The sequence below is a fragment of the Clostridium sp. BJN0013 genome (assembly GCF_040939125.1).
GTDB lineage: Bacteria > Bacillota > Clostridia > Clostridiales > Clostridiaceae > Clostridium_B.
Map to the genome: position 1 here is coordinate 3,254,828 of NZ_CP162495.1, position 18,610 is coordinate 3,273,437.

Consider the following 18,610-nt stretch of genomic DNA (forward strand, 5'->3'; position numbering starts at 1 on the left):
CCCTTAAATAAATTTATTAGGCAAATATGGTTCTACTATTATTATGTTTCCTCTAATTTTAGCTACTTCTGGATATTGGGGCTTCATGTTATCTTCTGGCGATCTAGTTACTAAATTAGCAATTTGAAGCATTTCTGGCTGCAGGGAAATTGAAGCAACTATTGCTTTGGAATTTCCACCAAAACCAGCATGAGCATACCCTCTTAGAGTTCCAAAGACTATTATATTACCCCCTGCATATATTTCTGAACCAGCATTTACATCTCCTATTATAACTATGTTACCTGTATAATTTACAACTTGTCCTCCTCTTATTGTTCTTCTTAAAAATTTAGTTCTGCCCTCATAAATACCCGAAAATATTTTACTAGGTTTTTCATTGCTATCTTCAAATATACAATCCTTTATTAAAAATTTTTCAAATAATACATGTTTCAATCTTATAAATTGCTTTTCATTTATATTTTTTAAGTCTGTAATTATTTTTAAATTACATCCCTTATAAAACATCTTACCTACTGAAAGTCTTTTTATTAAAGCTTCTAGCATTTCCTCAAAATCTTTAAATTTATTTATATTTATAACTATATTTATACCCTCTTTATTACCTTTAACTAATATATTATTATCTATCATAAATTAGCCTCCAATAAGTTACCTCATAATAATATTTCAACATTATTCATATAAATCCTCCTTATATTTTAACTTTATTTATCAAAAATTCTTATATTTTTAAAGTTCCTAGTATTTTTGAGAATATCTTATCTAAGCTAACCCGTATTTAAATACATAATATTACATTTTAATTATTATACATAAATTTGCGAATAGAATATCCTATTCGCAAATTTATGAATTAATTACTATTCACTAGCAGCTGAATTTTCTTTATCATTATTATCTTGATTTAAATTAAAATATGCAGAATAAATATCTCTGGCTATGTAAGCAGAACCAGCACCCATACCTCCGTCAAATACTACTACACATACAGCTATTTCAGGATTATCTAGTGGTGCATAACCTACATACTCTGCATAATCAGTTCTTCCAATCTCATCCTGATTTCCTAAACTTGCAGTACCTGTTTTTCCTGCAGTCTTTATAGGAAAATTTGCAAAAGCCTGAGATGCAGTACCCTTTTCATTAACTGCCTCCATTCCTGCTTTAACAGCCTCTATATTTTCAGCCTTAACCTCCGTATTTTCAAGAACCTCCGGTTTAACTTCTTCAATAACGTTACCGTCAGAATCTAAAAATTTGTCTACTAGATGAAGCTTGTATCTGGTTCCTCCATTTGCCAGGGTGGCAATATAATTTGCCATTTGAAGTGGGGTAAACTGATTTAGCCCCTGTCCTATAGCCGCATTTTCTATATTGGCAGGTACATCCAGCTGGGCATTGGCATCTGAAACAGTTATATAGTATATAGCCTGAATCAAATTATCCATATCTTCATCACTGATATTTTTTTTGTTATTTGGATCTTCTAATGTCAGCTCTGAAAATAATTGCTTGTATTTTTCCTTGTCAAAAGACTTGCTTCCACCCTTTATGGAATTCTGTATTAAAGTTTTTATTTCCTTTTTCAATGATTTAACTTTATCAGAATCACTATCATTATCGTACAAATCTATTTTAACTATACTGTTTCCCTTGTCATCCAGTCCGCTCTTAAGTGATGACATGGTCTTCCAAAGATAGGTATTGGCATAGGTATTTTCATTAGACTGAGTATTATATACCTGTCCAAATTTTTCCGGAATTTCTATACCTGTAGCAGGTTTTTCTTCACTACCTGTGGGTACTCCAAGTCCAAACTTCCATGCATATTTAGCCAGAGTATCATCCCCAAAAGCTTTTCTAATCAGTCTTGCTACCTCCATAAAATAAGGGTTACTGGACTTTTGTATGGCAGTTGTAAGATTCACCAGTCCATTTGGTCCATCCAATTTAAATTCTACAAGTCTCCCGCCTTGATTATAAGTACCATTATCATAAAAACTAAAATAAGGTGTTATAACTCCACTTTCCAGCCCTGCAATGGCAGTCATGGGTTTAAAGGTGGACCCTGGAGGTATTAGAGACTGAGTGGCATAATTATAAAAAGGCTTTGGGTATATGTCATATAGATCCTGTCTTATGGTAGTATTATCTTTAATACTTTTATCAATAGGGAAAAGTATATCCAATACTTCATCCTCACTTTTTCCAGGATAATTAGCTGTAATATTTCTTTTCCTTATATAATCTCTTCCGAATTCTTCTAAATTAGGATTGAAATATTTGTTATATTGCTCTGTAGAAAGTTTTCCAGGGATTGAAAAATCATTTGGATCATATCCCGGTCTGCTGGCCAGGGCTATTATAGCCCCCGTATTTACATTAATTACCACAGCTGCCCCTCTGGTTGCATTTGTGGTATCAGCTCTCTCATAGGAATAAGGGTTCGTTCTTAATTCTTCCATTCTCTCATCCAGTGCCTTTTCTGCAGCTGCCTGTACATCCTTGTCTATGGTAAGCTGAACAGTTTGTCCTGGATAGGAATCCCTGCTGCCCAATTCTTCAAGTATTCTGCCATTTTTATTAAGTTTTACTATTCTGCCGCCTTTAGAACCCTTTAATCTATCTTCAAAGGCTGCCTCAATTCCCGCCTGACCTACATAATCACTGCTTATATCATAGCCATTGTCTTCATATTTTTCATAATTGGAGGCTATTTTTGATATATATCCCAGAAAAGCAGAACCTAGCTCTCCATTTGGGTATGACCTTATAGGCTGGGTATTTACATCTATGCCTGGAAGTTCATTTAGCATTTGTAAAAACTTAAAAGCAGTATCCTTGCTTATACTTGCTATCGTTACTGGTTTATAGCCTGAAAAGCTCTGCATTTTTAAAGTATCTCTTATAATCATAAATCTTCTTTGCTCTTCCAGTGAATATCCACTGGGAATTTTATATTCCTTTAAAAGTGCTTTAAAGGTGTCCTCTGCAGATATCTTTAAAAGTTCTTTGTTAACCTGGCTCTCCAAATCATCCTCTGAAATATTCTCATTTTTACTTTTGATTTTTTTTTCTATTGAATTATTTAATCCCCTGTCTCTTTTAAATCTTATCTCAAGGTTGTTCCGGGTATTTTCATCATCACTTCTAAATTCAAATCTAAAGGGATTTACCTTAAGTTCAAAGTCGTCCTGCTGAGTTTCACCGCTTTCATCCAATATTTTAAATACTTTGTCCATGGCAGAAAAAAATGTACTGTCACTTTTATTCGTATCATCAGTTTCATCCGGCTGATTATATACCAACACATAACCTAGTGTACTTTTAGCCAATTTATTTCCATTACAGTCTAAAATATCTCCCCTAGGAGCAACATCAGGTATTTCTCTTATAGACTTATTGTTTGACTGTTCCTTATATTCCTTACCCTGTACCACCTGCAGGAAAAACAGTCTCATAGCCATAGTTATAAAAAGAAATAACATAATTATTATAACAGCAGTATACCTTGTAATATTAGTATGCTTCTTACTTCTCACAAAATATCACCTCCAAATTATAAAATGCCCCATTTTGGCTTTTAAAATTTCCATTTAACTTGCATATATTCTTTACTACAAAGATTATATATAGGCTTATACATGAAAATACATAATACCATATCATAAATACTTATAAAAAATACTTTATTTATATTCACATATATACCATATAAATATAACAACCCAAACATTAAAATACCTTTAAATAAAGCTAGTAGGAAACAAGAGATAACCGGAATAAGTCTTTTTTCTTTGAATATGCTATCCCCTACAGCTCCTGCTATGACACATATTATCATATTTGTAAATCCATTTATTCCAAAGCCTCGTGAGAAATATACATCCTGTAATAGTCCCACAAATACTCCAAGCCATAATCCTTCCCACTTTCCATTTACAATAGAATAACAGATTATAAAAATCAAAAGAAGACTTGGATAAAAAGTTTTTATGGCAAAGAAAGGCATTAATATATTGTCTAATACAAACAACACTATAGATAAGAGACTTAATACTAATATTTTTTTCATTTTTCATCACCCTAGTATTTTATATCTATTTTATTTTTAGGGATTACTATAAGCAATTGTTGAATTTTATCAAAGTTCACATAAGGTTTTATCAGGGCATTCTTCATTACTTTTCCTTTATCCGTTTCTACATCTATTACACTTCCAATTCTAATTCCACTTGGATAAGAATTATCAATTCCTGAAGTTAAAATTATATCTCCTTCTTTTACAGTAGATTCCTGTGGAAGATAATAAAGCTTAGCCAAAAACTTGCTTTCCTCACTTTTATAACCTTTTACAATACCACTATTTATTACTCCACCTTCATCTCCTGTCTTATCAACAGTTCCCCCTACTGCCATATTCTCATTAGTTAAACATTGAACTATAGACCAATTCTTTTCCACATGGACGACTTGTCCTACCAAGCCATCTGCAGTAACAGCTACCATTTGTTTTTCTATCCCATCTTTACTTCCCCTATTTATAGCAACTTCATCTAAAATTCCACTGCTGCTTTTTCCTATTATGTCACAGCCTATGTAATTATATTCTTCTATTTCACTTTTAAAATTCAACTCTTTTCGCAAATTAGAATTCTCACTTTTTAAAGAATTGTATTCTACAAGTTTATTTTCTAAAGAGCTATTTTTTTTCTTCAATTGCTCATTTTCTTTTTTAACGTCAGAAAAATTTAAAATAAAACTTATAGACTCTTTTATTTTATTATTAATTTTGTATAATCCTCCTTGCAGAGAATTAAAAGTAATACCTACACCATCTCTTATAACTGAATTACCATCACTCTTGAAACTAAAAGAAATTAATATCAAAAAAATAATTGAGAGTATTATTACTGTCATTACAAGTTTATTTTTCAAAAATCGCATAACATATCACTCATAACTATTTTCTACTAGCTACTATTTTATCAATAGTATCTAATGCTTTTCCTGCACCTAGGGCAACACAGTCAAGAGGTGATTCAGCTATATGCACTGGCATATGTGTCTCTATATTTATTAATTGATCTAATCCCTTAAGCATTGCTCCTCCACCTGCCAGCATAATTCCTTTATCCATTAGGTCTGATGCAAGCTCTGGCGGTGTTTTTTCAAGAGTTGTCTTTATGGCATCAGTTATGGACAGTATAGGTTCCTTTAAAGCATCTCTAACTTCACTTTCAGTTATATTTATAACTTTAGGTAACCCTGATATTAAATCTCTTCCTCTTATTTCCATAGAATCTTCTTCTCCCGTGTCATATGCGGAACCTAATTGAATTTTTACATTTTCTGCTGTTCTCTCACCTATCATCAAATTATACTCTTTTTTTATGTAACTTATTATAGCTTGATCCCATTCATCTCCAGCAATTCTAAGTGACTTACTTGTGACAATTCCTCCAAGGGATACCACAGCAACTTCTGTAGTTCCTCCACCTATGTCTACAATCATACTTCCCGTAGGTTCATGTACTGGAAGCCCCGCTCCAATTGCAGCTGCCATAGGTTCTTCCATAAGAAGCACATCCCTAGCTCCTGCCTGTTTTGTCGCCTCTTCTATTGCCCTTTTCTCTACCTCAGTAACTCCTGAAGGAAAGCATACAAATATTCTAGGGCTTGTAAATGCTGACTTAGGACTTACCTTCTCTATAAATTTTCTAAGCATAGTATGAGTTATATCAAAATCAGCAATAACTCCATCCTTTAATGGTCTTATGGCTACTATATTGCCTGGAGTTCTACCTATCATATCCTTTGCCTCATTACCTATAGCCATTACCTTTTTAACATCTTTATTTATAGCCACCACAGAAGGTTCTCTGAGTACTATTCCTTTTCCTTTAACATATATCAATGTATTAGCTGTTCCTAAATCAATTCCCATATCTTTAGACATTCCAAAAAAACCCATTTAAATTTCTCCTTTCAATCTCACAAAATTCCTTTTTCTTTTAAACTAATAAATATTCCATTTCCTATTATTAAATGATCAACTAATTGTATTCCTAAAAGCTCACCACACTTTTTTAATCTAAAAGTTACGTTTACATCTTCATTACTAGGAGACGGATCTCCAGAAGGATGATTATGGCATAAAATTATAGAAGCACTGTTCTTTTTTATAGCATAAAAAAATATTTCTCTTGGATGCACTATAGATGAATTTAAACTTCCAATAAACACATTTTTAATTCCTATAACCATATTTTTTGTATTTAACAGGATAACCTTAAGGTGTTCTTGCTTCATCCCCCTCATTTCTTCCATAACAAGTACTGCGGCATCTTTAGGACTGCATATCCTATAGTTATCCCCATCTCTGTAGGACTTAAACCGCTTTGACAGTTCCACCATAGCCACTATTTTAGCTGCCTTAGCCTTTCCAACTCCTGAAATACTCATAAAATCTTCTAAATCCGAATTAAAGACCCCATTTAATCCCCCATTATTTTTTATTATCCTGTTACTTAAAGATACTATATTCTCACCTTTAATACCAGTTCCAAGTATTACTGCTAGAAGTTCCGGATTGGATAAAGCTTCCGAACCATATCTAAATAACCTTTCTCTTGGTCTTTCATTTTTGGGCAAATCCATAATCTTCAAAGTATTCTTCATTTTAAATCTCCCTACTACAAATTTACCCCCATCCCACTTAACATATTATACAACTTATTTAAAGGTAATCCCACTACATTATAATAACATCCATGAATTTCTTCTACAAAAACCCCTCCATAGCCTTGAATGCCATAGGCTCCTGCTTTATCTTTATATTCCTCTTTTTTTAAATAATTTTTTATACATTTATCATCTATTTCAGAAAATTTTACAGTAGTACATACAAAATCTTTAACTGTTTTATGTGAAAACTTATCTATGATTGCTATACCCGAATACACCTCATGTTCATTTCCACTTAATGCTTTCAACATACAAAATGCCTCTTGTATATCTCTTGGCTTTCCCATCACTTTTCCTTTTAAAAACACTGTGGTGTCACACCCTATAATTATTAAACTTTCATCTGGCAGTTTTCCACATACATCTTTTGCCTTACCTTCAGCCAGTTCCATAACATAGGATTCACACTTTCCTTGAAACAATACAGAGTTTTCATCAAAATCACTTGCTACTACTTGAAAATTTTCTATTAATCTATTTAAAAGTTCTCTCCTTCTACTAGAGGCCGAAGCCAATACAACTTTCATGTCACCACTTCCTAATATTTTCTATATAATATTATGGCCATAATTATGCCTATTATAGTTACAATATTTATACTGAAATTTATACCTAAAGTTAGTACCATAACTTTAAGATTTAACACGATTGGCTCAGTCATCCCTATTGAATAAAAATTTTTTAAGAAACTTAAAAAAGTAAAATTATTTCCAATAGCATCTCCTACAAGACTGCCACATATGGCCCCTAAAAATATAAAAAACCATATAAAACTTCTGCTTTTTCCGACCCCTTTCACATAAAATCCCCTACCTTAATAATATATCTTATATAGTTTATCATTTAATAAAACCATAAACAAGTAAATATATTATTGTTCAAAAAAATTTTTAAATTATATATAAAAATGGCAAGTATTGGTATAAATTCCCTATACTAGCCACATTTTTCAAGTTTATTTATAAGCAATATTTAATTAACTAGAACTTATTTTTTTTAATATATTAAATATGTAAATATAATTTTGTTCCCCATCTGTTTTTTTAATTTCTTCTGGAAGTTTATTTATATATTCTTTTAGTTCTTTTAAAATTAATTTACTATTGTTATCACTGCCCTTTACATCTTTTAAAGAAGCACACCATTTTTTTAATTCATCTGTTTTTATAGATTTTACATCACTTTCTGAGAGCTTGTTTAATATCTTAAGATTGGCATTTATTATTTCTGTTAATTCTACATTGTACAAGTCATTTTGGTGTACAGTAAATACTATTTTTGTATTATCTATATTCTTTTTCGTAAGAGAATCCATAATGCCTTTGGCATTTTTATCAGTATAAATACCCATGCAAACTCTCGTCTTATCTGAATCTGTTACAGAAAAGGGAACTCCATAGTTAGACAGTAAATTTTTTTGTGTATCTGCATTATTCTTGTCCTTATAGACTCCACCTTGAATAGCTACAAATTTCACATACTTATTACTAGAATCAGAAATTTTTATATCATTTGGACTAAAACCAGCTGTATTTTTTACAATTACTTTAAATACAAAAGTTCCAATTACAAAAGCAAGAAAAAATATCATTAGTAATGAAACTATAAAAACCTTAAATCCATTTTCTCTTTTCAAATCATATCGTGTGTATCTCATCTTTTCACCCCTACTTATAGTATCCCTATATATTATTATTACAGAGAGAGAAAAAATATTACTGTGATACACCAATCTTTTTCATAAGCATCATATCTATATATTTTCCATTGACATTATAAAAATTTTTTACCATTCTTGCAAGGCTAAATCCTATATCCTTCCAAAAATTCACATTGTCTGCTTCATCTTTAATTACTCTGGCAAAGAAAATATTTACTCCATATATCTTATTAAAATAATTCATTAAATATTTTATTACAACACTACGTAAGTCCTCACTATTACATATGTTATCTAAATAAAAAAACCATATCCAAAGTTCATTTTGTTTTTTAAATTCAACTCTACCTTTTAAAATACCTACTAGCTTTTCACTCTTTTCTATTTTGAAAAAGAATTCACATTCACTTATATAACTTTCTAAAAATCTATTTTTTAACTCTTCCAGAGCAGATTCTTCCTTTAGAAAAGCATTATTGGTTTCCATCCATTTTTGTATTCCAATCAAATCTTTTTCTTCCACACTTGAGATCCTTATGTCTTTAAGATTTATCTCAACATCTAACATAATCTCACCTCTTTATATTTATCTATTAATTTTAAATTCTACACAAATAATTAAATCCCTTTATTTTAGGTATATGGAAATAAATCATAAATAAAAATGTTTTTTCAATATTATCAGCGTAAAAAGTAATATACTAAAGAGGTGTTCTACTCATATCGTTCCAAAAGCTACAACTGCTAATACCCCATCTTCAAAGTGGAGATAAATACTGCTCGCCCCTTTATAAGTTCTTCTAAGATTTATCTGATATTAGATTAACAGTTCTAACTCCTTCCAAATCCGGCTCAAGTAAAATTACATTCCATTTATCTTTAAGTCCACTTAAATACTTTTTCATAGATATGACAAATTCATCTTCATTTTTATCCAATACGGCCATAAGTGTAGAGCCTGAGCCACTTATAAACTCACCTATAGAACCAAATTCCTTTGCTCTTTTAAAAATATCATCAGAATTTCTTATTAAATTTTTTCTATAAGGCTGATGAATTTTATCTTGAAAACATGTTCTAAGTTTATCAAATTCCCCATTATAAAGAGCACTTACAAGCATAGCACATCTCGATATATTAAATATACATTCTTCTTTCAAATAGGACTTAGGTAAAACTTTTCTAGAAAGAGCTGTATTCACCTGAAAAGGAGGTATCATAGCCACAAATTTTAACTGCTTAGGTAAATCTATCTTAGAATATTTTATATCCTCTCCCACTCTTAAAGATACTACCATACCACCTACTATTGCAGGCACTACATTATCTGGGTGACCTTCTATTTTAGTAGCTAAGGCAATTATATCTTTTAGGTTCAATTTATTTCTCATAATCTCATTTGCTATTTTTATGCCTCCAACTATACAAGCAGAACTACTTCCAAGTCCTCTAGAAATAGGCACATCACACTTGACTACATTTATTTTAAATCCTTTATAAGGATATTTTTCTTTATTCATGGTTTCTATTATACTTTTATATATAAGATTATTTCCAAAATCCTCCTCAGATTTTAGCCCATTATTATATATTTCTGTTTCTCCAGTTATTTCTTCTACTTCAATTTCATTATATAACTTTAAAGCCATACCCAAAGTATCAAATCCCGGTCCCATATTTGCAGTAGTAGCCGGTATTCTAACTTTCACTTTAGCCATATTCAACTTCCTCCCAATTGATAAAAATATTTTTTATAAAGATACCTTGGAAAACAAATTCTGCTAATAATCATTACATTAACGAATACTATGTAACTAAACTAGTAATACGCCAGCTATTCATTTGGATGTACTTCTCAGTGTAGAACTAACAATTTTTTAACATCGCAGGCTTCTCCTTTTGATTTGACTTTTTCAATATAATTATCTATACAGATCTCATTATCTGCATTGACAAAAGCTACTACTTCTTCTTTATTTTCAGAAAAAGTACTAGATAAAATATAACAGCTTTTAAAACTTGAGGATATGCCTTGTATAATTTTTACTCTATTTTGTGTTTTTACTCTAAGAAGCCATTTTCCCTTTAATCTCCAACTCTTATCTACGTCTGCCTTTTCACTGCTAAAAGTAATACATTTTTCCCTCTTTTGTTCAATTATATCTGCTATATCTGCAAACACTGCACTGGCAGTAGGAAACATTCCTGCACCCTTTCCTGAAAACATAACGTCTCCCACAGCATCCCCTTCTACCAAAATAGCATTATATTCATCCTCAATTTTTCCAAGAACAGAATCTTCTTTTACCATAACAGGCATAACTGTAGCATAAATATGTTTATCGCTTAGTTTACTAATTCCCATTAATTTTATACTGCATTTTTCCATTTTAGCATATTTAAAATCATATTCATCAATTTCTGTAATTCCCTCTATATTTATGTCCTTCCAGTTTACCCTCTTATTGTACGCAATGGTAGATAAAATTGAAAGTTTCCTAGCTGCATCATATCCTTTAACATCTGATTCTGGATTGGCTTCTGCAAATCCTAATTTTTGTGCAAGTTCCAGTGCTTCTTCATAGTTCATGCCATTATGATTCATTTTAGACAATATAAAATTAGTGGTACCATTTAATATGGATTTTATACTCTTTATTTTATTCCCTATAAGACATTCATTTATTGACTTAAGTATAGGTATTCCTCCTCCTACACTGGCTTCAAAATGAATGGTAACTCCATTTTTCTTTGCTATCTGTAAAAGTTCATAACCATATTCCGCAATTAAATCTTTATTAGCTGTAACTACATGTTTTTTCATATTTAAAGCCCTTTTTACATATTCATAGGATGGATCAAGCCCCCCCATAGCTTCAACTATAATGTCCACTTTTTCTTTGAAAATATCATCTATATCTTCTGTTAGGAGTTCTTTGTTCTTATTGTTTGTGTGCTTACTAATGTTTCTAACCAAAATTTTTGATAATATCAATTCTTCATTTAATTCATTTTTGAATTTATCCTTATTTCTAAATATAAGTTCAGCCACCCCACTGCCTACTACACCATATCCAAGCATTGCTATATTAGCCATATTATTGCCCTCCTTCTTATTTAACACTTTTAAATAAATAATTAATTCCCTTGTCATGAAAATAAAAAACTCTTCCCACATGGGACGAGTTTTATCGCGATTCCACCCAAATTAACAGTAATATTTAACAATATTTAATTAAAATTATTTTATACACATACCCCAAATTATGTGTATTAATAGATAATGCTATCCTTATTACAATTTTCCTACTGTTATCTCCATATCCATAACGCAGATCCGCGGAAATACTTAATTAAAATTTCAGTATACGACTCAAAGGTGGTTTTCAATAATTCTTCCTTAAGGAACATTTCAGCCGTTGAATTCCTCTCTCTTTAAAGTAGTGTATTATTTACTCTTCCTCTTCACAGTTTTATTTATATATAATTTCATACAACTAAACTATCACAGGTATTTAAAATAACTACATGGATGGATATATTACTAAACATCTTTTTTACTCTACTGCAACTAAATTTACTTTTATTACACCTTTTAAGATTTTTATATCTTCCATCAATTCATTAACTTCAACTTCCAACTGAGAAGCATCGAAGGTTATAGATACATTAGCAGCATTATTAATAGGTATATCTTGATTTATAGTAAGAATATTTCCTTTCTTCTGTGCTATACTATCAAGTATTTTTGATAATGTCCCTGCTTTATGCGCTAAAGTTAATCCCAGAGTTATTTTATGCCCTGCCATACCTTCAGACAAGGTAAAAACTGAATCTCTATATTTATAATAAGTACTTCTACTTATACCTACTTGCTTTACTCCTTCTGATATATCCTTCACATCACCAGTCCTAAGAAGTTCCTTTACCTTTACCACTTTGTCAAATACATCAGGAAGTATATTAGTATCAATTATAAGAAATTTATTTTTCATAAGCTCACACCTTGTCCGCAATTGAAAAACATGTGTTTTTCAATTGAATATATGAATTATATTATCATATGTAAAATAAATATTCAATAACTTTATGAAAAAACTTACTATAAAATTAAATTCCAGTAAAATAAATTGTTCATTTTACTGGAATTTAATATAAAATACTTTCTGTTCTAGTTTTTATAGTTATTAAAATTCACTTTACTTTTATGCTACATTATAACAAATGTGGCAATAAATCTTTATTTGGTCCGGATATAACTTCACTATTTACAAGCATTCCAGTTTCAAGTGAAACATTGACCCCGGCTTCTATTGCATTCTTAACTGCACTTACATCTCCTGTAAGAGTTACAAAAGATTTTCCGCCCATTCCCATTCCTAATCTAACTTCTATAAGCTGTACATCTGCTGCTTTAGCTGCCGCATCTGCTGCAACAATACCTGTTGCCACACTAAAGAATTCCATAACTCCTAAATCCTTTAATTTTACAACACCTGTAGCCTCATTTATTGCAGGAATTACCTGTTCATGAACATTTGGAAGTAATAACTTGTCTACTACATGTTTTCCTCCTATGCTCACTGCTGCTTCTATTGAAGCTGTAACAGCCCCTACATTTCCTGTAATCAATACAATGTATTTACCAGGACAAATAGTCTTTGCCAGAAGTAATTCAACTTCTGCTGCCTTTATCATAGCATCTGCTGTCTTTATTCCCCTGGCTATACTGTTTAATTCTATCATTCCTATAGTTCTTATCATGGTTATCACCTCAACCCTTAAATAGCTTTTATGACTACATTTTCATTTACTTCAACAACAGTTCCATCGATGCTGGCATGTACATTTGTTCCCATTTTTCCTTCATCTATTGCCCCTATCTTCTGGCCTTTCTTAACCACATCTCCTACTTTAACAACTGCTGTAGATGGCGCACCTATACCCTGTTTCAAAGGAATACTTACCTGTGCTGGTACCAACTCTTCATTTTCTTTATATGGTTGTCCTTTGTATTTATTCATTCCCAGTCTTGTTATTAACATACCTGTAGGAACTTTTCTGTATTCTCTTTGAGGGTCTCCTTCAAATACATCTGTAGTGTTCTTCCATTTTATACCTTTAGCTCCTAGTTGAGCTTTAACATATCCATTTATACGTCTAGGAGATAACCCATTTGGACATGCATACATTTCACATACTCCACACTGGCAGCACATTATTGCTTCCTTAAGAACCTCTTCATCGTTTCTCCCTAATGCCATAGTTCTCATTATTTTATGTGGGTGTAGTGGATGTCCAATCTGATATCTAGGACATAGTTCTGTACAATAACGACATTGTTCACAGGCTGCTTTTGCTCTGTGTACCATCTCATCTATAGTAAGTCTTTCTCTTTCAGCTACATAATGATCCTTTGGAATTACTATAATTCCTCCGTTAGTTTTTGTAATAACTGTGTTTTGTGCTTCCTCTTTTGAGATTTTCTTTCCCATCATAGGTCCGCCCATTATTACTACGTAATCGCCTACAGTGGCTCCTCCGCATTTTTCTATACATTCTGTAACTTTTGTACCTATAGGAACTTTAACTATTGCAGGACTTGCAACTTCTCCTATAACAGTTACATATTTGTATGTAACGGGCTCATCCTTAAGAGCTTCAAATACATTAAATACTGTACCTACATTTGATACCACTGCTCCTACACTTGAAGGTATTGCTCCTGGTGGTATTGTCTTTCCTGTTACTTCATAAACCAGTATCTGTTCATCCCCTGCAGGATAAAAAGTTCTGTTTAAAAACAGTTCTACTGAAGAATTTAACTTTTTTATAGACTTTGTAAGTGCATCTATTTCATCATAATAAACTTCTTTTAAACCTATTACAATTTTTTCTGCCCCTAATGATTTTCCTATTATCTCTGTTGCACCTACTATTTCATCACTGTGATTTCTCATTAAATATTTATCTGACTGTAATAGTGGTTCACACTCTAAACCATTTACTATGAAATATTTAACTTTGGTATTAAGCTTTACATGAGTAGGAAATCCTGCTCCTCCAGCTCCTATAATACCTGCATCTTTAATCTTTTTTAGTAAATCCATCATTACACCTCTCTTACCCCTAAAGGTTGTAATATTTATACTACCGTATTTACATTGTTGTAAATGTTATATGTCATATCCTCCAAAGCCCATTTCTGCATAAGAAGGTGCATTCTTAACAAATATAGTAGTATCTATTTTTTCTATTTTTAGCTAACTCTATAATACTAAATTATATTACATCCCTATAAATTATCTTGTTTAATATAATCTTATATATCTTACAATAAATATTGTAATAAATCTTTACTTGGTCCGGATATAACTTCACTATTTACAAGCATTCCAGTTTCAAGTGAAATATTAACTCCAGCTTCTACTGCATTCTTAACTGCACTTACATCTCCTGTAAGAGTTACAAAGGACTTTCCTCCTACTCCTACTCCCATTCTAACTTCTATAAGCTGTACATCTGCTGCTTTAGCTGCCGCATCTGCTGCAACTATACCTGTTGCTATACTGAAGAATTCCATAACTCCTAAATCTTTTAATTGTGAAACACCTGTTGCTTCATTTATTGCAGGAATTACCTGTTCATGTACATTTGGAAGCAATAGTTTGTCTACTACATGCTGTCCTCCTATTTGTACTCCTGCTTCTATTGAAGCTGTAACAGCTCCTACATTTCCTGTAATTAATACAATGTATTTTCCTGGACAAACAGTCTTTGATAAAAGCAACTTTACTTCTGCAGCTTTTACCATGGCATCTGCTGTCTTCATTCCTCTTGCTATACTATTTAACTCTATCATTCCTATAGTTCTTACCATGATATCACCTCAACTTTTTATATAGCCTTTATGACTACATTTTCATTTACTTCTATAACTTCGCCCTTAATGCTGGCATGTACATTTGTTCCCATTTTCCCTTCGTCTATTGCACCTACCATCTGTCCTACTTCTACTGTATCTCCTACAGAAACTATTGCTGTAGATGGTGCACCTATACCTTGTTTCAATGGAATACTTACCTGTCCTGGAACTAATTCTTCTCCCTCTTTAATTGCCTGTCCCTTATATTTATCCATCTTTAATCTTGCAATTAATCTACCTGTCGGGATTCTCTTTTCTTCTCTCATTATTCTGCCTTCAAAATGGTCTGTTTCATTCTTCCATTTTATACCCTTTGCCATCATCTGTGCTTTAACATATGCATTCATTCTCCTTGGGGATAATCCCATAGGACATGCAAACATTTCACACACTCCACATTGACAACATATTATTGCTTCTTTTAGTGCTTCATTTCCTTCACTTAAAGCTATACCTCTCATTATCTTATGTGGATGCATAGGATGTCCAATTAAAAATCTTGGACACATATCTGTACAATAATGACATTGTATACAGGATGATTTTGCCTTATTTATCATATGGTCTATTGATATTGTTTCTTTTTGTGCTATAAGATGATTGCTTGGAATTACTATAATTCCTCCGTTAGTTTTTGTAATAACAGTGTCTTCTGCTTCCTCTTTTGAAAGCTTCTTTCCCATCATAGGTCCACCCATTACTACTATATAATCATCTACTGTAGTACCTCCACACTTGTCTATACATTCCATAACTTTTGTACCTATTGGAACTTTTATAATAGCAGGGCTTCCTACTTCTCCTATAACAGTTACATACTTGTATGTAACCGGTTTATCATTAATAGCATCAGCAATATTGACTACTGTACCTACATTTGATACCACTGCCCCTACGCTTGAAGGTATTGCTCCTGGTGGTATTGTCCTTCCTGTTACTTCATAAACCAATACTTGCTCATCGCCTGCAGGATAAAAAGCTTCACTTAAAAATAACTCTACTGTTGAATTTAATTTGTCTATGGACTTTTTAAGTGCTTCTATTTCAGTATGATAAGCTGATTTTAAGCCTATTACAGCATGTTCTGCTCCAATTGTTTCCCCTATTTTTTGTACAGTCTCTACTATCTGGTCACTATAGTTTCTCATCAAATATTTATCTGACTGCAGTAATGGTTCACATTCCAAACCATTTACTATGAAATATTCAACTTTGGTATTCAATTTTACATGAGTCGGAAATCCTGCTCCTCCAGCTCCTATAATACCTGCATCTTTAATCTTTTTTAGTAAATCCATCATTACACCTCTCTTACCCCTAAAGTGTTGTAATACTATACTACTCTACTTATATTATTCTTACATATTCTATAACAAATGTGGCAATAAATCTTTATTTGGTCCGGATATAACTTCACTATTTACAAGCATTCCAGTTTCAAGTGAAACATTGACCCCGGCTTCTATTGCATTCTTAACTGCACTTACATCTCCTGTAAGAGTTACAAAAGATTTTCCGCCCATTCCCATTCCTAATCTAACTTCTATAAGCTGTACATCTGCTGCTTTAGCTGCCGCATCTGCTGCAACAATACCTGTTGCCACACTAAAGAATTCCATAACTCCTAAATCCTTTAATTTTACAACACCTGTAGCCTCATTTATTGCAGGAATTACCTGTTCATGAACATTTGGAAGTAATAACTTGTCTACTACATGTTTTCCTCCTATGCTCACTGCTGCTTCTATTGAAGCTGTAACAGCCCCTACATTTCCTGTAATCAATACAATGTATTTACCAGGACAAATAGTCTTTGCCAGAAGTAATTCAACTTCTGCTGCCTTTATCATAGCATCTGCTGTCTTTATTCCCCTGGCTATACTGTTTAATTCTATCATTCCTATAGTTCTTATCATGGTTATCACCTCAACCCTTAAATAGCTTTTATGACTACATTTTCATTTACTTCAACAACAGTTCCATCGATGCTGGCATGTACATTTGTTCCCATTTTTCCTTCATCTATTGCCCCTATCTTCTGGCCTTTCTTAACCACATCTCCTACTTTAACAACTGCTGTAGATGGCGCACCTATACCCTGTTTCAAAGGAATACTTACCTGTGCTGGTACCAACTCTTCATTTTCTTTATATGGTTGTCCTTTGTATTTATTCATTCCCAGTCTTGTTATTAACATACCTGTAGGAACTTTTCTGTATTCTCTTTGAGGGTCTCCTTCAAATACATCTGTAGTGTTCTTCCATTTTATACCTTTAGCTCCTAGTTGAGCTTTAACATATCCATTTATACGTCTAGGAGATAACCCATTTGGACATGCATACATTTCACATACTCCACACTGGCAGCACATTATTGCTTCCTTAAGAACCTCTTCATCGTTTCTCCCTAATGCCATAGTTCTCATTATTTTATGTGGGTGTAGTGGATGTCCAATCTGATATCTAGGACATAGTTCTGTACAATAACGACATTGTTCACAGGCTGCTTTTGCTCTGTGTACCATCTCATCTATAGTAAGTCTTTCTCTTTCAGCTACATAATGATCCTTTGGAATTACTATAATTCCTCCGTTAGTTTTTGTAATAACTGTGTTTTGTGCTTCCTCTTTTGAGATTTTCTTTCCCATCATAGGTCCGCCCATTATTACTACGTAATCGCCTACAGTGGCTCCTCCGCATTTTTCTATACATTCTGTAACTTTTGTACCTATAGGAACTTTAACTATTGCAGGACTTGCAACTTCTCCTATAACAGTTACATATTTGTATGTAACGGGCTCATCCTTAAGAGCTTCAAATACATTAAATACTGTACCTACATTTGATACCACTGCTCCTACACTTGAAGGTATTGCTCCTGGTGGTATTGTCTTTCCTGTTACTTCATAAACCAGTATCTGTTCATCCCCTGCAGGATAAAAAGTTCTGTTTAAAAACAGTTCTACTGAAGAATTTAACTTTTTTATAGACTTTGTAAGTGCATCTATTTCATCATAATAAACTTCTTTTAAACCTATTACAATTTTTTCTGCCCCTAATGATTTTCCTATTATCTCTGTTGCACCTACTATTTCATCACTGTGATTTCTCATTAAATATTTATCTGACTGTAATAGTGGTTCACACTCTAAACCATTTACTATGAAATATTTAACTTTGGTATTAAGCTTTACATGAGTAGGAAATCCTGCTCCTCCAGCTCCTATAATACCTGCATCTTTAATCTTTTTTAGTAAATCCATCATTACACCT

19 protein-coding genes and 1 other annotated feature are annotated in these 18,610 nt (G+C 32.3%); all 19 genes read right to left on the reverse strand.

What is annotated here, in order from left to right:
• Positions 1-3 precede the first annotated feature (3 nt).
• The 19 genes from minC to AB3K27_RS17010 all read right to left on the reverse strand — a co-directional run bounded on the left by minC (position 4) and on the right by AB3K27_RS17010 (position 18,600).
• A complete protein-coding gene (gene minC / locus AB3K27_RS16920) occupies positions 4-636 on the reverse strand; it encodes a septum site-determining protein MinC (protein ID WP_368488541.1) in 633 nt (210 codons plus the stop codon).
• A gap of 230 nt (positions 637-866) precedes the next feature.
• Complete coding sequence (locus tag AB3K27_RS16925; protein WP_368488542.1) at positions 867-3,548, reverse strand: penicillin-binding transpeptidase domain-containing protein; 2,682 nt, start codon at positions 3,546-3,548, stop codon at positions 867-869.
• Between the two features lie 41 nt (positions 3,549-3,589).
• On the reverse strand, positions 3,590-4,081 hold the full coding sequence (mreD, locus tag AB3K27_RS16930) for a rod shape-determining protein MreD (RefSeq protein ID WP_368488543.1): 492 nt from the start codon (positions 4,079-4,081) through the stop codon (positions 3,590-3,592).
• Between the two features lie 11 nt (positions 4,082-4,092).
• Positions 4,093-4,953 (reverse strand): rod shape-determining protein MreC, encoded by an 861-nt coding sequence (mreC, locus tag AB3K27_RS16935; protein WP_368488544.1) that lies wholly within the window; start codon positions 4,951-4,953, stop codon positions 4,093-4,095.
• Between the two features lie 16 nt (positions 4,954-4,969).
• A complete protein-coding gene (locus AB3K27_RS16940; RefSeq protein WP_368488545.1) occupies positions 4,970-5,980 on the reverse strand; it encodes a rod shape-determining protein in 1,011 nt (336 codons plus the stop codon).
• Between the two features lie 20 nt (positions 5,981-6,000).
• Complete coding sequence (gene radC, locus AB3K27_RS16945) at positions 6,001-6,687, reverse strand: DNA repair protein RadC (protein WP_368488546.1); 687 nt, start codon at positions 6,685-6,687, stop codon at positions 6,001-6,003.
• Positions 6,688-6,701: 14 nt separating this feature from the next.
• On the reverse strand, positions 6,702-7,280 hold the full coding sequence (locus AB3K27_RS16950) for a Maf-like protein (protein WP_368488547.1): 579 nt from the start codon (positions 7,278-7,280) through the stop codon (positions 6,702-6,704).
• Positions 7,281-7,291: 11 nt separating this feature from the next.
• Positions 7,292-7,552, reverse strand: a complete 261-nt coding sequence (locus AB3K27_RS16955; protein ID WP_368488548.1) for a DUF4321 domain-containing protein — start codon at positions 7,550-7,552, stop codon at positions 7,292-7,294.
• 177 nt (positions 7,553-7,729) lie between these two features.
• Positions 7,730-8,410 carry a hypothetical protein gene (locus AB3K27_RS16960; protein ID WP_368488549.1) on the reverse strand — a complete coding sequence of 227 codons (681 nt, stop codon included), beginning with the start codon at positions 8,408-8,410 and terminating at the stop codon, positions 7,730-7,732.
• Between the two features lie 58 nt (positions 8,411-8,468).
• Entirely contained in the window at positions 8,469-8,981 is a 513-nt protein-coding gene (locus AB3K27_RS16965) for a GNAT family N-acetyltransferase (RefSeq protein WP_368488550.1), read from the reverse strand.
• A 232-nt stretch (positions 8,982-9,213) separates the two neighbouring features.
• Positions 9,214-10,131, reverse strand: coding sequence for a homoserine kinase (thrB, locus tag AB3K27_RS16970; protein WP_368488551.1), 918 nt, complete (start codon positions 10,129-10,131; stop codon positions 9,214-9,216).
• Between the two features lie 137 nt (positions 10,132-10,268).
• A complete protein-coding gene (locus AB3K27_RS16975) occupies positions 10,269-11,510 on the reverse strand; it encodes a homoserine dehydrogenase (RefSeq protein ID WP_368488552.1) in 1,242 nt (413 codons plus the stop codon).
• Between the two features lie 77 nt (positions 11,511-11,587).
• Positions 11,588-11,891, reverse strand: a binding site (T-box leader).
• Positions 11,892-11,970: 79 nt separating this feature from the next.
• On the reverse strand, positions 11,971-12,408 hold the full coding sequence (locus AB3K27_RS16980; protein ID WP_368488553.1) for an ACT domain-containing protein: 438 nt from the start codon (positions 12,406-12,408) through the stop codon (positions 11,971-11,973).
• Positions 12,409-12,628: 220 nt separating this feature from the next.
• Entirely contained in the window at positions 12,629-13,177 is a 549-nt protein-coding gene (locus tag AB3K27_RS16985; protein ID WP_368488554.1) for a BMC domain-containing protein, read from the reverse strand.
• 17 nt (positions 13,178-13,194) lie between these two features.
• Complete coding sequence (locus tag AB3K27_RS16990; RefSeq protein ID WP_368491267.1) at positions 13,195-14,523, reverse strand: 4Fe-4S dicluster domain-containing protein; 1,329 nt, start codon at positions 14,521-14,523, stop codon at positions 13,195-13,197.
• A gap of 221 nt (positions 14,524-14,744) precedes the next feature.
• The gene (locus AB3K27_RS16995; RefSeq protein ID WP_368488555.1) at positions 14,745-15,293 is read right to left on the reverse strand and encodes a BMC domain-containing protein; all 549 of its coding nucleotides are present in this window, start codon (positions 15,291-15,293) and stop codon (positions 14,745-14,747) included.
• Positions 15,294-15,310: 17 nt separating this feature from the next.
• Positions 15,311-16,636, reverse strand: a complete 1,326-nt coding sequence (locus AB3K27_RS17000; RefSeq protein WP_368491268.1) for a 4Fe-4S dicluster domain-containing protein — start codon at positions 16,634-16,636, stop codon at positions 15,311-15,313.
• A gap of 69 nt (positions 16,637-16,705) precedes the next feature.
• Positions 16,706-17,254, reverse strand: coding sequence for a BMC domain-containing protein (locus AB3K27_RS17005; RefSeq protein ID WP_368488554.1), 549 nt, complete (start codon positions 17,252-17,254; stop codon positions 16,706-16,708).
• Positions 17,255-17,271: 17 nt separating this feature from the next.
• Entirely contained in the window at positions 17,272-18,600 is a 1,329-nt protein-coding gene (locus tag AB3K27_RS17010; RefSeq protein WP_368491267.1) for a 4Fe-4S dicluster domain-containing protein, read from the reverse strand.
• Between the last annotated feature and the right edge of the window lie 10 nt (positions 18,601-18,610).

Coding starts and splice junctions, on each gene's coding strand:
- minC (WP_368488541.1), bottom strand. CDS start 636: ATGATAGATAATAATATATTAGTTAAAGGTAATAAAGAGGGTATAAAT.
- mreD (WP_368488543.1), bottom strand. CDS start 4,081: ATGAAAAAAATATTAGTATTAAGTCTCTTATCTATAGTGTTGTTTGTA.
- mreC (WP_368488544.1), bottom strand. CDS start 4,953: ATGCGATTTTTGAAAAATAAACTTGTAATGACAGTAATAATACTCTCA.
- AB3K27_RS16940 (WP_368488545.1), bottom strand. CDS start 5,980: ATGGGTTTTTTTGGAATGTCTAAAGATATGGGAATTGATTTAGGAACA.
- radC (WP_368488546.1), bottom strand. CDS start 6,687: ATGAAGAATACTTTGAAGATTATGGATTTGCCCAAAAATGAAAGACCA.
- AB3K27_RS16950 (WP_368488547.1), bottom strand. CDS start 7,280: ATGAAAGTTGTATTGGCTTCGGCCTCTAGTAGAAGGAGAGAACTTTTA.
- AB3K27_RS16960 (WP_368488549.1), bottom strand. CDS start 8,410: ATGAGATACACACGATATGATTTGAAAAGAGAAAATGGATTTAAGGTT.
- AB3K27_RS16965 (WP_368488550.1), bottom strand. CDS start 8,981: ATGTTAGATGTTGAGATAAATCTTAAAGACATAAGGATCTCAAGTGTG.
- thrB (WP_368488551.1), bottom strand. CDS start 10,131: ATGGCTAAAGTGAAAGTTAGAATACCGGCTACTACTGCAAATATGGGA.
- AB3K27_RS16975 (WP_368488552.1), bottom strand. CDS start 11,510: ATGGCTAATATAGCAATGCTTGGATATGGTGTAGTAGGCAGTGGGGTG.
- AB3K27_RS16980 (WP_368488553.1), bottom strand. CDS start 12,408: ATGAAAAATAAATTTCTTATAATTGATACTAATATACTTCCTGATGTA.
- AB3K27_RS16985 (WP_368488554.1), bottom strand. CDS start 13,177: ATGATAAGAACTATAGGAATGATAGAATTAAACAGTATAGCCAGGGGA.
- AB3K27_RS16990 (WP_368491267.1), bottom strand. CDS start 14,523: ATGGATTTACTAAAAAAGATTAAAGATGCAGGTATTATAGGAGCTGGA.
- AB3K27_RS16995 (WP_368488555.1), bottom strand. CDS start 15,293: ATGGTAAGAACTATAGGAATGATAGAGTTAAATAGTATAGCAAGAGGA.
- AB3K27_RS17000 (WP_368491268.1), bottom strand. CDS start 16,636: ATGGATTTACTAAAAAAGATTAAAGATGCAGGTATTATAGGAGCTGGA.
- AB3K27_RS17005 (WP_368488554.1), bottom strand. CDS start 17,254: ATGATAAGAACTATAGGAATGATAGAATTAAACAGTATAGCCAGGGGA.
- AB3K27_RS17010 (WP_368491267.1), bottom strand. CDS start 18,600: ATGGATTTACTAAAAAAGATTAAAGATGCAGGTATTATAGGAGCTGGA.